The 12060-nt window shown below is 51.5% G+C and carries 17 protein-coding genes; 16 read left to right on the forward strand and 1 reads right to left on the reverse strand.

Features of this window, described 5'->3' with window-relative positions; translation table 11 throughout:
- Positions 1-9 precede the first annotated feature (9 nt).
- Genes MCJ35_RS31820 through MCJ35_RS02995 form a run of 7 tightly spaced genes read left to right on the forward strand, consistent with a single transcriptional unit; the run spans position 10 to position 4604 of the window.
- On the forward strand, positions 10-843 hold the full coding sequence (locus tag MCJ35_RS31820; protein WP_353656101.1) for a DNA cytosine methyltransferase: 834 nt from the start codon (positions 10-12) through the stop codon (positions 841-843).
- Positions 840-1415, forward strand: coding sequence for an MT-A70 family methyltransferase (locus MCJ35_RS02970; protein WP_025483082.1), 576 nt, complete (start codon positions 840-842; stop codon positions 1413-1415). Before MCJ35_RS31820 ends, MCJ35_RS02970 begins: the two co-directional genes overlap by 4 nt.
- 1 nt (position 1416) lies before the next feature.
- Positions 1417-1788: a hypothetical protein gene (locus tag MCJ35_RS02975; protein WP_025483081.1), complete on the forward strand. Its 372-nt coding sequence runs from the start codon at positions 1417-1419 to the stop codon at positions 1786-1788.
- Entirely contained in the window at positions 1772-2341 is a 570-nt protein-coding gene (locus MCJ35_RS02980; protein ID WP_025483080.1) for a prepilin peptidase, read from the forward strand. Before MCJ35_RS02975 ends, MCJ35_RS02980 begins: the two co-directional genes overlap by 17 nt.
- 26 nt (positions 2342-2367) lie before the next feature.
- Positions 2368-3225 carry a Flp pilus assembly protein CpaB gene (gene cpaB / locus MCJ35_RS02985; RefSeq protein ID WP_025483079.1) on the forward strand — a complete coding sequence of 286 codons (858 nt, stop codon included), beginning with the start codon at positions 2368-2370 and terminating at the stop codon, positions 3223-3225.
- A 15-nt stretch (positions 3226-3240) separates the two neighbouring features.
- The gene (locus tag MCJ35_RS02990; protein WP_051400567.1) at positions 3241-4164 is read left to right on the forward strand and encodes a nucleotide-binding protein; all 924 of its coding nucleotides are present in this window, start codon (positions 3241-3243) and stop codon (positions 4162-4164) included.
- Positions 4164-4604, forward strand: a complete 441-nt coding sequence (locus tag MCJ35_RS02995; RefSeq protein WP_025483077.1) for an XF1762 family protein — start codon at positions 4164-4166, stop codon at positions 4602-4604. Before MCJ35_RS02990 ends, MCJ35_RS02995 begins: the two co-directional genes overlap by 1 nt.
- A 94-nt stretch (positions 4605-4698) precedes the next feature.
- On the opposite strand, the gene MCJ35_RS03000 is transcribed toward MCJ35_RS02995, so the two are convergent.
- Positions 4699-5022 carry a winged helix-turn-helix transcriptional regulator gene (locus tag MCJ35_RS03000; protein WP_025483075.1) on the reverse strand — a complete coding sequence of 108 codons (324 nt, stop codon included), beginning with the start codon at positions 5020-5022 and terminating at the stop codon, positions 4699-4701.
- A gap of 131 nt (positions 5023-5153) precedes the next feature.
- On the opposite strand from MCJ35_RS03000, the gene MCJ35_RS03005 reads away from it, so the two are divergent.
- From MCJ35_RS03005 to MCJ35_RS03045, 9 genes are all read left to right on the forward strand, one after another.
- On the forward strand, positions 5154-5789 hold the full coding sequence (locus MCJ35_RS03005; protein ID WP_025483074.1) for an NAD(P)-dependent oxidoreductase: 636 nt from the start codon (positions 5154-5156) through the stop codon (positions 5787-5789).
- A gap of 89 nt (positions 5790-5878) precedes the next feature.
- Positions 5879-7231 (forward strand): ATPase, T2SS/T4P/T4SS family, encoded by a 1353-nt coding sequence (locus MCJ35_RS03010; protein WP_025483073.1) that lies wholly within the window; start codon positions 5879-5881, stop codon positions 7229-7231.
- Between the two features lie 14 nt (positions 7232-7245).
- Entirely contained in the window at positions 7246-8121 is an 876-nt protein-coding gene (locus MCJ35_RS03015) for a hypothetical protein (protein WP_025483071.1), read from the forward strand.
- Positions 8122-8469, forward strand: a complete 348-nt coding sequence (locus tag MCJ35_RS03020) for a hypothetical protein (protein WP_025483069.1) — start codon at positions 8122-8124, stop codon at positions 8467-8469. It begins immediately after the preceding gene.
- The gene (locus tag MCJ35_RS03025; protein ID WP_025483068.1) at positions 8466-9398 is read left to right on the forward strand and encodes a type II secretion system F family protein; all 933 of its coding nucleotides are present in this window, start codon (positions 8466-8468) and stop codon (positions 9396-9398) included. Before MCJ35_RS03020 ends, MCJ35_RS03025 begins: the two co-directional genes overlap by 4 nt.
- Before the next feature lie 23 nt (positions 9399-9421).
- Positions 9422-10288 (forward strand): hypothetical protein, encoded by an 867-nt coding sequence (locus tag MCJ35_RS03030; RefSeq protein ID WP_034576294.1) that lies wholly within the window; start codon positions 9422-9424, stop codon positions 10286-10288.
- 12 nt (positions 10289-10300) lie between these two features.
- Positions 10301-10702, forward strand: a complete 402-nt coding sequence (locus MCJ35_RS03035; RefSeq protein ID WP_025483066.1) for a DUF4320 family protein — start codon at positions 10301-10303, stop codon at positions 10700-10702.
- Between the two features lie 10 nt (positions 10703-10712).
- A complete protein-coding gene (locus tag MCJ35_RS03040) occupies positions 10713-11249 on the forward strand; it encodes a hypothetical protein (protein WP_025483065.1) in 537 nt (178 codons plus the stop codon).
- 128 nt (positions 11250-11377) lie between these two features.
- Positions 11378-12037: a DUF6550 family protein gene (locus MCJ35_RS03045; RefSeq protein WP_025483063.1), complete on the forward strand. Its 660-nt coding sequence runs from the start codon at positions 11378-11380 to the stop codon at positions 12035-12037.
- Positions 12038-12060 lie beyond the last annotated feature (23 nt).

The following is a 12060-nucleotide window of genomic DNA, read 5'->3' on the forward strand; positions in this document are numbered from 1 at the left end:
CGGGAGCGCGTGTACGTTGTTGGACATCTTAGAAACGGAAGTGCCGGAAAAGTATTTCCTCTCGGCCGAACAAACCCTGCGCCTGTTAAAAGACTCATAGACGGAAAGCAGGGAAAGCGGGTTTACGACCCGTCCGGCACGTCCATTACCCTGTCGGCAAACGGAGGCGGTTTTGCCGGAAGAACCGGTCTGTATGCTGTGGAACATCAGATACCGCCCTGCGCCACCTTCATTGACCTGTCAAAAAAGCCGCAGTTTACGGAAAACGCCCGGTGCCTGCGGGCAAGGCAGTATTCCGGGATCGGCAATTTCAAAGGGGAAACCTCCGGCGTTTTTATCTGTGAGGGGCACCCGGACTGTGTGAGGGCGGTCATTACCCCGGACAGGCTGAACAAGCGGCAGAACGGCAGGCGGTTCAAGGAGCCGGGGGAACCCTGCTTTACGCTTACCTGTCAGGATCAGCACGGCATTTTAATCTGCTGTTATGACGAGGGGCTTCCCATACGGGAGGCAAAAGCGGACGGCTATACCACGGCACACCATGGGGATGGCATCAATCTCGCCTATCCAAACAGCACGGTCAGCCGGGGGCGTGTGGGGAAACAGTGCGCCCAAACCCTGCTGACAGGCGGGAGCATGGGCGTACTGCTGTGCTACCGCATCCGCAGGCTGACGCCGAGGGAATGTTTCCGGCTCCAAGCCTTTGATGACTTCCTGTTTGACCGGGCAAGAGCGGCTGGAATCAGCGATGCCCAGCTTTACAAGCAGGCAGGCAACGCCGTCACGGTCAACGTGGTCTATGAAATCGGGCTGCGGCTGGCGGAGATTGGGGGCGGTGCATGAAATTTCAGGTAATTTATGCCGATCCTCCATGGGCGTATCAGGTCTATTCCAAGAAAGGTCGGGGGCGCAGCGCGGAAAACCATTACCACACTATGAGCAAAGAGGACATCTATGCCCTTGATGTGGCGGAGATTGCGGCGGAGGACTGTGTCCTATTTCTATGGGTGACATTTCCCTGCCTTTTGGAAGGCTTAGAAGCAATCCGGCGCTGGGGATTTACTTATAAGACACTCGGCTTCTGCTGGGTAAAGCGGTGCAAAAAGCAGACGGATAAATGGTTTTGGGGATTAGGCTTTTGGACAAGAGCCAACCCGGAACTGTGCCTGATTGCCACCAAAGGCAGACCAAAACGTGCATCAAAGGCCGTCCACTGTATCGTGGACACGCCGGTGGAGCGGCACAGCAAGAAACCGGACGAGGTACGCCGCCGCATTGAGCAGCTTATGGGAGAGGTTCCCCGTGTGGAGCTGTTCGCACGGCAGAAGTATGATGGCTGGGTGTGGCTGGGTGATGAAATTGACGGACTGGACATACGGGAGGCCATTCAAAACGTGAAAGAAATGGAGGGATAAATTGAAACCAGAGGAAGAATTGCTTGCCCGCCTGATACGAACTGCAAGGGCGGATTATGAAAGCATATGGGAAAACGCATCCTTTTCCACAGAAGATGTGGAGGAAACGGCGCAGAAACTCACTGTATGCAAGGCATTTTTAGAGAATATCGAAAACTTTAAGCCGAGCTTTCCTAAAGAAACGGCTGTGTTTTTGTTCTATGAGAAACCTATTTCAAAACTGTACGAGGATTTTACAAGACAAGGCTTCAATATGGCGGATATACTTGCCGAAACACTCAGTGACCTGACCGTGGGGCTGCGGCGCGAGGTAAGGGCACTGCTGGAACAGGAAGCCGAGCCGCAGGAGGACAGCGATGATCTGGAACGCTGACAGCGGGGAGCGGTTTGTTGCCGCCCTGCTGTTGGCACTCTTTTCCAGTCTGCTCTGCAACATGGCTCTGCGCTATTACTTAAAACGGGAAGAACTGCCGCCTACCGCCTACATTACCGTGGCGGTGGTGGCAGTCTTTTTATGCCTGCATGGGTTTTCCATGGAGGCGCTGCGCTCCATCCTGCTGTGCCAAGTGCTGATTATAGCGGGTGTCTGTGACGCTGCTACTTATGAAATACCGGACTTCCTGCATCTTTTGATTGCTATGGCGGGGCTGGTGGGGTTCCAAACCCTACCGGCCCTGCTGGGCTTTGTGCTGGTTCCCCTTCCATTTCTGATTGCCGCCGTGAAAACGGACAAAATCGGCGGCGGCGATGTGAAGCTGATGGCGGCCAGCGGCTTTGCCCTCGGCGTGACAGGCGGTGTCTGGATGATGGTATGGGGGCTGTTCATGGGACTTTTATGGAACGCTGCCTTTCGGCGGGAAAAGCCGAGCATTCCCCTTGCGCCCTTTCTGGCTTTTGGCTGTTTTATGGTGCTGTTGTCAACTTAAAATTTTGAATTTGGAGGAAAACGTAAATGAAAAAATTACTGCAAAACCGTATCGTGGTGGGGCTGGTCTGCATTGTGGTGGCACTCGTCATCTGCTTTGGACTGACGCCCATGTTCAACGACGCCCTGAAATCCAAGGTGGAGATTGTGCGTGTCAGCACAGAAATTAAAAAGGGCGATGAGATTACGCCGAAAATGCTCACCACCGTGGAGGTGGGCGGCTATAACCTCCCCGGCAACGTCGTTTACAGAGCCGAGGACGTGGTTGGTAAGTATGCGAATACCGACCTTTACAAAGGCGACTATGTGCTGGAAAGCAAACTGTCCGACACGCCCCAGCTTAAAAATGAGTACCTGACCGGGCTGGACGGTACGAACCGGGCGATTTCCGTCACAATTAAATCTTTTGCGGCTGGTCTTTCCGGTAAACTGGAACGGGGCGACATCGTTTCCCTGATTGCAAGTGATGTAGGAGAAGCGAGACAGACCCTTATTCCCGCCGAACTGCAATATATGGAGATTATCGCCACCACCGCCAGCAACGGCACGGACAACAATGTTCAGGAGGAGCCGGAGGACGGCGAGGACGCTGAACTTGCGTCCACCATCACTGTCCTTGCAACCCCGGAGCAGGCAAGGCTTCTTGCAGAGCTGGAGCAGACCGGGAAGCTCCACGCCGCTCTGGTCTATCGTGGCGGCAGTGAGAACGCACAGAAATTCCTTGACGAGCAGGACAAGGTGCTGGAGGAACTGTACCCCGTGGAAACAGAAGAAACCGAGGAAAGCGAGGACGTTTCGGGTGAAAGCCAGAATACAGACGGCGCACCGGCACCGGCTCCCGGTGAAGCAGCCGACACAGGCACAGAAAATGAAGCAAAAGAATAAGGGAGGGCGGTTACGATGGAACAGGACAAGGTGAATTGTCCCAAAGGGACAAGAGAAGGTCCCCTGGGGGATAAAATTTTAGCGGTCATGGGCAGCCCCGGCAGTGGCAAAACCGTTACCGCCGTCAAGCTGGCGGCGGCCCTTGCGAAACAGAAGAAAAACGTCATTGTGGTGTTCTGCGATCCTTTTACACCGGTCATGCCGGTTATGCTACCCCCGGATGCGGTCCACGACATTTCCTTCGGAGAACTGCTGACCGCGCCGGGGCTGACACAGGCCAATATCCTGAATGCCTGCGTTCCCGTGCCGGACAGCGAGTATATCAGTCTGCTGGGATATAAGGGCGGCGAAAGCCTGATGCAGTACCCGAAGATTACGCGGGATAAGGCTGTGGAGCTGTTCGTGTCCCTGCGGTATCTGGCAGATTACATCATTCTGGACTGTGCCGCCGTATTTGAAGCAGACCCGGCTTCCTTTGTGGGGATTGAGATTGCGGATAAGGTGCTGCGGCTGGGAACGGCAAACCTCAAAGGCATATCTTACTTCCAGTCCCATAATCCCATGCTGGCGGACAGCCGTTTCAATAAAGAACGGTTCCAGACCGCCATCGGATGCCTGAAGGTCGGGCAGGATTGGGAGGCTGTGTCCGGGCAGTATGGCGGCGTGGATCGTGTGCTGCCCTATGTGGCGGAGCTGGAGCAGCAGGACAATGAACGGAGATTGTTCCAGCCGCTTCAGGCACAGGAGAGCGCCCCGTACAGCGTGGAAATCAGCCGGATTGTGGGAGAACTGTTTGGACTCCAGACGGCGGCCATGGGAAAGGAAAAGCGCACGAAAGAAAAAGGCACCGGTCCGTCCGTTTCCCCACAGGCGGCAAAACCCGGCAGAGCAAAAGGCGGCCTGAAACTGCCCTTTTCAAGAAAGCGGGGCGAGTTCTGATGCTGGAAATCCGGCACATAGAACTTGCCGACGCCAACGCCTATGTGACCGAATACCACCGCCATCACAAAGCCGTGCGGGGACACCGCTTTTCTTTAGGCTGCTATCAGGATGGGCGGCTGTGCGGTGTTGCCATTGTGGGGCGGCCACGGTCACGCCGGATTGACCAGCACGGCACGGTGGAAGTGCTGCGGCTGTGTACGGACGGCACGGAAAATGCCTGTTCCAAGCTGTACGGAGCCTGCCGCCGTGCGACAAAAGCGCTGGGCTACGGCCGACTCATTACATACATTTTGGAGAATGAGAACGGTGCAAGCCTGCGGGCAAGCGGTTTTTCCTACTGCTATACCGGCCGTGGCGGGAGCTGGAACCAACCGGGCAGACCGAGAGTGGATAAGGCTCCGGTCTGCCCCAAGCAGTTGTATGAGATTATGCTGTGATGTCAGTGACTTCTAAAATATAATGTGGTAAAATAAAATCACAGAAAAAATAGAATTTGCAATGAGTTGCATCAAAACCTTTGGATAATATGTTTCATTGTGCATTATATTCAAGTGCCCATTGTTCAAGAGCTTTCAAAACGGGAATAAACTTAATCCCAATTGAGGTAAGTGAATACTCGACTCGTGGAGGGACTTCTCGATATACTTCTCTGTGAACAAGACCATATTGCTCAAGTGTTCTCAATTCTTTTGTTAGATTTGCTTCCGTGACATTGGGCATCTTACGTTTTAATTCGCTAAAACGTAGGGTTTGCTGACTTAAGAAATAGATAATAACCATTGTCCATTTACCATGTACTATTTTTTGAACACCGGCAAGTGGACATTTTTCTATTGCTTCACTGTAATCTTTCATGATAATCTCCCATACTACTAAAAAAGATAGTACCTATTAAATAATAACGTACTTGTATATAACTACTGTATCAAATATAATTCGTAATGTAAATAAGAAATAGAAATATAACAGATAGCGGAGGTTTATATATGATTGTTACAATATTTGGAGCAACTGGAGGAATTGGTAAGTGGGCTATGAAGCACGCATTAGAAAGAGGCTATGAGGTACGAGCATTTGTGAGAAATCCCGCAAAGGTAACAGCTTCTAATGACAATTTGAAAGTTGTACAAGGGGAATTAAATGATGAAAGTGCGGTTTGTGAGGCTATACAAGGTTCTAACGCAATTATTTGGTGCGTAGGGATTCCAATGAAAAGGAAGTACGAGACAATGACATCCCTTGAGGGGCATAAAGTGTTGTTAAGTGCTATGAAAAAAACCGGAGTGAAACGTCTTATTGACTGGGGAACACCAAGTGTACCTTTTACTAAAGATAAAAAATCATTTATAACAGTAGTACCTGGAATATTAGCTGAAATAGCATTAACACAGGCGAAAAAAGAAATGGTTCAAATAGGAGAACTGATTGAGAATACTGATTTGGAATGGACGATTGTCCGTTTTATGGCTCCAAAAAACGAACCATACACTGGTAAAGTGAAAGTCGGATTTGGAGATGTCAAAATGAACTTTGCAATTTCAAGAGAAGATATTGGTGCGTTTATGGTAGAACAGGTGGAAGATAAACAATATCTCCACTCAATGCCAATCATAGGAAGTTAAGGTTAAACAATTATACTTTTATAAAGAGCAGAGAATCTGAAAAGGTTCCCTGCTTTTCTTTACCCAAAACCGAAAGGAGGAACCCGAAATTGCAGGAAGCAATTAATATTCACAACATTGGACTGATGGGCGGAGAAATCCGCCTGCGTCCATTTCCCGAAATCTTGAAAGAGGTGCAGGAGCATATCACCAAGCACTATGCCAGCACCCTGAAAGACGACCCGGACGAGAGCCGGGAGCTGATTAAAAGCTACATTCAGAAATACCTTGAAGCCAATCGGATTGGTGTTGCCGACACGGAGCCGGATGAACTGTGCGAACTGATTTACGGCGAGATGACCGGCTTTTCGTTCCTGACAAAATACCTCTACCGGGACGATGTGGAGGAAATCAACATCAACCAGTGGAAAGATGTAAAAATCACTTATTCCAATGGGGACATTCTGCCGAGCAAGGAGCATTTCAACTCTCCCCAGCACGCCATTGACGTAATCCGGCGTATGCTCCACAAGTCCGGTATGATTTTTGACAGCGCACAGACCATCGTGGTAGGGCATCTGTCCAACAAAATCCGTATTACGGTTATGGGGGACGGCGTAATCGACAAGGACAAGGGGCTTTCCGCTTCTATCCGCATTGTCAACCCCCGCAAGCTGACCAAGGAGCAGTTTGTGGGCTTCGGCACGGCGACCGCCGAAATGCTGGATTTGCTGGCGGCCTGTTACTGCCACGGCGTTTCCATGTGTATCACCGGGGCGACTTCCAGCGGAAAGACCACCCTGATGTCATGGATTTTGGGGCAGGTCCCCTATAACAAACGTATCGTCACGCTGGAACAGGGCTGCCGGGAATTTGACCTGACGATAACAGACGAGAACGGGAACGTCCTCAATAACGTGGTTCACCTTGTCACCCGCTTTTCCGATGATCCCAAGCAGAACATCACTCTTGTGAAGCTCTTAGAAACCACGCTGACCATCAACCCGGACTGTGTGGCCGTGGCGGAGATGAAGGGCGCCGAGAGTATGCAGGCCATCAATGCCGCAAATACCGGCCATGCGGTGATTACCACGATTCATGCCAATTCCTGCGCTGATACCTATTACCGCATGGTGACGCTGTGCAAGCAGAGTTATTCCATGGATGACGCCACCCTCATGGGGCTGGCGACCAAGGCGTTCCCCATCGTGGCCTTTGCCAAAAAGCTGGAGGACAACAGCCGCCGCCTGATGGAGATTTGCGAATATGAGTATCTGCCGGATGGCAAGCAGCGTATGCGCACCCTGTTCCGGTTTAACATCACGGACAACAGAATCGTGGATGGAAAACCGAAAATCATCGGCCACTATGAAAAGATGGAACCGCCCTCGGAAAGCCTGCTCAAACGCCTGCGGGAAAATGGAATGTCCTACACGGCACAGCAGCGGCTTTTCAGCGCATAAAGGAGGTGTGAGCTATGGGCATGAGCCTTGTCGCAATGAAACAGCCCTATCTTTTACAGGTCATGTACGACGATGAACCGTTAAACCCACGCACCGATTATGATAATTTCGGGCGTATGGTGTGCTGGCACAGCCGCTATAATCTGGGCGATGAACACAGCTTTGCCGATCCCAACGACTTTTTGCAGGATTTGGTCCGGCGCACAGTATCAGAATACGCCCTGTTTGAATTTGTGCGCTCCGGCAGAGCGCCCACCACGGAGCTTAAATTTGACCGTTCCCGTAACGGCTGGGAGATTGGCAGCTATGACAGCTACTTCAAGAAGTGGTATCATGGCGATTTTTTTGAGGGCAGTCTGGAAGCCAATAAAAGCGAGGTAAAGGACAGCCTGATTGAAACCATGTCTAATGCGGAGCTGATGGAGATTGCGGGACAGAAGAACATCATCCTGCCGTTAAATCTCTACGACCATTCGGGGCTGAGTATGTCGGCATCCTCGTTCCTTGGACGCGCCCAGCACGCCGAATGGGATTCCGGTCAGGTGGGATTTATTTACGCCACTGCCGACAATATCCGTGCGGAATATGGGAACTGCTCTGCACAGAGCGTGGAAAAGGCAAAGGCACTCTTAAAGTCCGAGGTGGAAACCTACGATTACTACCTGTCCGGCCAGTGCTACGGGTTCCGGCTTTATGAGAATGGAGAAGAAGCGGATAGCTGCTGGGGGTTCTTAGGCGCATTTGCTGATGTTCTGAAAGACATTGCCGGTAATCTACCGGAAAGCCATCGGGACATAGTTGACCATTTGCAGGAGGTGTCCGATACCGTGACCCGTGAAAAAAGCTATGAGGACTTTGTGGAAGATTTAGAGGAAATGGAGGAAGCATAAATGAAGCGGATAACGATAGAGGAATTAAGAAACATGAAAGGAAAAGAGGGTCTGATCATTCAGGGGTGTGGCGGGGACTTAAACGAATGGGTGGATGGTATTAACGGCCTTTTGACAGAGGCTGGAATCCTGCTGACCGGGGATGTGTTCCGTAATATTTCTGTATTTCAGAATGGAGAAGTAACCAGCCTGCTGTTTCACATGGATGATGTGAATCTGGATATGGGGAAACTGGCAGTATGGAGGATAAAAACACATGAGAATTTTTCCGGCACATGGCTGAGTGATTATCTGGACAATTATTTTAACAGAGATGAAACAGAGGAAATGGAGGAAGAACGATATTGACGATACTTGTAACGATTGCGTTTTTACTGGCGGTAACGGGCAGCTTTCTCATGCTCTCGTTGTCGCCCTTTTCTTTTTTAGAGGGGCTTGCCGCCTATGTGCAGCCGAAGAACCCCTCCATGAAAAGCAAGATTGAGAAAAGCCGGAAGAATAAGCAGCCGAGGGGCTTAAAGCGGTTATTGCTGGAAACCAAGGAAACCCTGCGTGTCACGGGAAAGTCCGGGATGTTTACCGTGCTGTGTATCCTCTCCATGCTGCTGTTCGTGCTGGGCGTGATGATTTCCCTTACCATGAAGAACGGCTATCTGGTTCCGGTGCTGGCGGTGGGCTTTGCCCTGCTCCCGTTTTATTATATTAAATTTACAGCGGGGCGGCACAAAAAGCAGATCAACACAGAGCTGGAAACGGCGCTTTCCATCATCACTACCAGCTATCTGCGCGGCAAAAATACAATTCTTCGTGCCATTGAAGAAAACCAGCCTTATTTGAATCCGCCCGTGGCAGAGGTGTTCCGAAATTTCTTGCTGCAGGCGAAGCTCATTAACTCCAATCTCAAAGAGGCGTTAGAGCAGATGAAGCCTGCCATTGACAATGCCGTATGGTGTGAGTGGATTGACGCGGTAGTGGCGTGTCAGGACGATTACAACTTAAAATCCACCCTGCCGCCCATTGTATCGAAACTCAGCGATATGCGGGTGGTGTCGGCGGAGCTGGACTTGCTCCTGTTCGAGCCGGTAAAAGAGTATATTACCATGATTGTGCTGCTGTTAGGCAGCATTCCGCTGATGTATTTCTTAAATGCCGAGTGGTACAGGACACTGATGTTCACAGAGTTTGGCAAGGTGCTTCTGGCAGTCTGCGGTGTGGTGCTGTTTATCTCCATTGCCGCTGTTGCCAAGCACACCCGGCCAATCGAATATAAGAGATAGGAGGTGCTTTGCATTTGCAGAACATGATTTTACTGTTGTTTGCCCTGTTCTTTTCGCTGGGGCTGTATCTGATACTGGCGGCGGTGTTCAAGGTGCCGACCTATAAGGCGACCAAGGCGGTGCTGGGAGCCGTCAAGAAGAATAAGAAACAGGCAAAGAACTCTGACGCCATCATTACGGAGCTGGCGGCAAAGCTGGCAAAAATCCTTCCCATGGACGATTACAAGCGCCGCAAGCTGACTGCCACCCTGAAATCAGCGGAAATCCCCATGACCGCCGAGCAGTATGCGGCGGAGGCTTTGGTAAAAGCCGGTCTGGTGTTCCTCTGTGCCGTTCCCTGCCTGCTGGTGGTTCCCATCATTGCCCCGGCCTTTGTGATTATCGGAATTGCGGTGTATTTTGGCGAAAGCACCAAGGCGGACAAGAAAATCACAGTAAGGCGGGAGGAAATTGAATATGAGCTGCCCCGGTTCGTGGCAACCATCACGCAGGAGCTTCAGGCCAGCCGTGATGTGCTTTCCATGCTGGAAACCTATCAGCGAAATGCCGGTGCCGCCCTGAAAAATGAACTGGCAATCACCGTGGCGGATATGCGTACCGGCAACTTTGAGGGGGCGCTTACCCGTTTTGAAGCCAGAATATCCAGCGCACAGCTTTCCGATGTGGTGCGTGGGCTGATCGGTGTCCTGCGTGGGGATGACGGAGTGGCGTTCTTCCGTATGCTGTCGCATGATATGAAACAGCTTGAATTGCAGCGCCTGAAAAAGCTGGCTCTGGAACGACCGCCTAAAATCCGCAAATATTCGTTTATGCTCCTTGCCTGTATGCTGCTTTTGTTCATGGGCGTGATGGGCTATCAAATCCTCGGCACGATGTCGGGGATATTCTAAGGAGGGAGGACTATGCTTCATAAGATACTTAAATCCAAGCGGGGCGAGGGTTACATTGATGTGGCGATTGGGCTGCTGTGCCTGATGCTGGTGGTTGCCCTTGCCGTCAGCTTTCTGCCGGTATTCACCGTCAAACAGCAGCTTGATATATTTGCCACCGAGATTGTCCGTCAGGCGGAAATCGTAGGCAGCACCAACGTGAACAGCCGTATCAGTGACTTGAAAACCGAAACTGGACTTGATCCCTCTATCCGCTGGGACTGTGATTATTACAGTGGGAAAAAGGTGCAGTTAAACGGCGACATTGAAGTGACGCTGACTGAAACCGTGGACATCGGATTTTTCGTCTTTGGCTCATTCCCTATTGAAATCACAGCCAAGGCAACGGGAAAATCTGAAGTCTATTATAAGTGAGGTGGAGCCTATGAAAATTAGAAAAATCCTGCGGGAGAAAAGAGGCGAAGCCACCGTCCTGACGGTTGCCCTTATTTTGGGGCTGCTTCTGCTGATGTGCGCCATGGCGGAGTTTTTTCGGCTGGCGGTTATTGTGCAGGGCGTCCGTGACGGACTCCAGCAGTCGGTCATTACCGTGGCAACCACCAACTATGACGAAACCTATAATGGTTTGCGGGAGGGATATTCCGGGGGCTATGTGCTGTCCGGCGATAGCTGGCGGGAAAACCTCGACTATGATGACGTGCTTGCCCGTATGGGTACGCTGCTGGGTGCGGATATGGGCGGCGACACGCTGACGAAATGGCAGCCAGAGGGATATGAATACCGGCTGTCGGGGCTGGAGGTAGAAATCCGCAACACGCCCCTGACGCCGGGAAACACCAGTCAAAACTTTGAGGCGGACGCCCGGATCACCATTGAAATCCCCCTGTCCTTTGGTTGGAACATGGTCCCGCCGCTTCAAATGGAAATCCGAACACGGGCGGCCTATATGCCTAAATTCTAAGAAGATTCTAAGATTTTGGGAAATGTCTGGACGCGCAGGCAGATTCCCCTTATAATGGAGTCGGGTAAAGATAGCATTTGGGTAAATAGGGCTGAACTGTTCATCCAATCATGAAAGTGAGGTCCACTATGAAAAACGAATATAACAAAAAGAAACGCATTACCATTATCACCCTTTCCGCTGTTGCGGTCTGCCTTGCCGGTGGTCTGTTCTGGTACATGGGAACGCTGGGGAATACCCAGCCGCCCGTGGCACAGACCGAGAGCCAGCCGGAAACGGAGCCGACCGTCATAGTGCCGGAAATCCATCCGGAGACTACACAGGAACCGAGCGCACCGGTATCAGAGACGATATCTGCACCGGAGACAGAAGTTGAAACGGAGATAAGCTTTGAGCCGGAGACGACGGCCGAACCGGAAACAACCTCTGAATCGGAAACAAAATCCCGGAAGGAACCGGATAGCAGCCGTGTGCCGAAAACTGTGACCGGAGATGTGCAGGAAAAACCTTCAGCGGATAAGCCAAAATCACCGATTGAGGCCACACCACCGTCAGAGCCGCCCACGGATACGCCAGAAAATAGCGTGCCGGTGGAGAACCCGGACGCAGACGGCCAGTGCCAGCCGGAGCATACGCCCCAGCCGGAACCGGGACAGCCGCAGGCCGGAGAGAAACAGGATGGGAAGATTTATGTCCCGGGTTTCGGATGGGTAGACGATAAGGGAGGCGGTTCCGAGGTACACGAGGCTCCCAACGCAGGAACCGGCAAACCAATTGGTGAAATGTAAAACAGAATTATGATGAGGGATAC

The sequence above is a fragment of the Enterocloster sp. OA13 genome, assembly GCF_022440595.1.
Taxonomy (GTDB): domain Bacteria; phylum Bacillota; class Clostridia; order Lachnospirales; family Lachnospiraceae; genus Enterocloster; species Enterocloster hominis.

Excerpts from the sequence above, each read along its gene's own strand:
- MCJ35_RS02970 (WP_025483082.1), top strand. The coding sequence starts at position 840 with ATGAAATTTCAGGTAATTTATGCCGATCCTCCATGGGCGTATCAGGTC.
- MCJ35_RS02980 (WP_025483080.1), top strand. The coding sequence starts at position 1,772 with ATGATCTGGAACGCTGACAGCGGGGAGCGGTTTGTTGCCGCCCTGCTG.
- cpaB (WP_025483079.1), top strand. The coding sequence starts at position 2,368 with ATGAAAAAATTACTGCAAAACCGTATCGTGGTGGGGCTGGTCTGCATT.
- MCJ35_RS02990 (WP_051400567.1), top strand. The coding sequence starts at position 3,241 with ATGGAACAGGACAAGGTGAATTGTCCCAAAGGGACAAGAGAAGGTCCC.
- MCJ35_RS02995 (WP_025483077.1), top strand. The coding sequence starts at position 4,164 with ATGCTGGAAATCCGGCACATAGAACTTGCCGACGCCAACGCCTATGTG.
- MCJ35_RS03000 (WP_025483075.1), bottom strand. The coding sequence starts at position 5,022 with ATGAAAGATTACAGTGAAGCAATAGAAAAATGTCCACTTGCCGGTGTT.
- MCJ35_RS03005 (WP_025483074.1), top strand. The coding sequence starts at position 5,154 with ATGATTGTTACAATATTTGGAGCAACTGGAGGAATTGGTAAGTGGGCT.
- MCJ35_RS03015 (WP_025483071.1), top strand. The coding sequence starts at position 7,246 with ATGGGCATGAGCCTTGTCGCAATGAAACAGCCCTATCTTTTACAGGTC.
- MCJ35_RS03020 (WP_025483069.1), top strand. The coding sequence starts at position 8,122 with ATGAAGCGGATAACGATAGAGGAATTAAGAAACATGAAAGGAAAAGAG.
- MCJ35_RS03030 (WP_034576294.1), top strand. The coding sequence starts at position 9,422 with ATGATTTTACTGTTGTTTGCCCTGTTCTTTTCGCTGGGGCTGTATCTG.
- MCJ35_RS03035 (WP_025483066.1), top strand. The coding sequence starts at position 10,301 with ATGCTTCATAAGATACTTAAATCCAAGCGGGGCGAGGGTTACATTGAT.
- MCJ35_RS03040 (WP_025483065.1), top strand. The coding sequence starts at position 10,713 with ATGAAAATTAGAAAAATCCTGCGGGAGAAAAGAGGCGAAGCCACCGTC.
- MCJ35_RS03045 (WP_025483063.1), top strand. The coding sequence starts at position 11,378 with ATGAAAAACGAATATAACAAAAAGAAACGCATTACCATTATCACCCTT.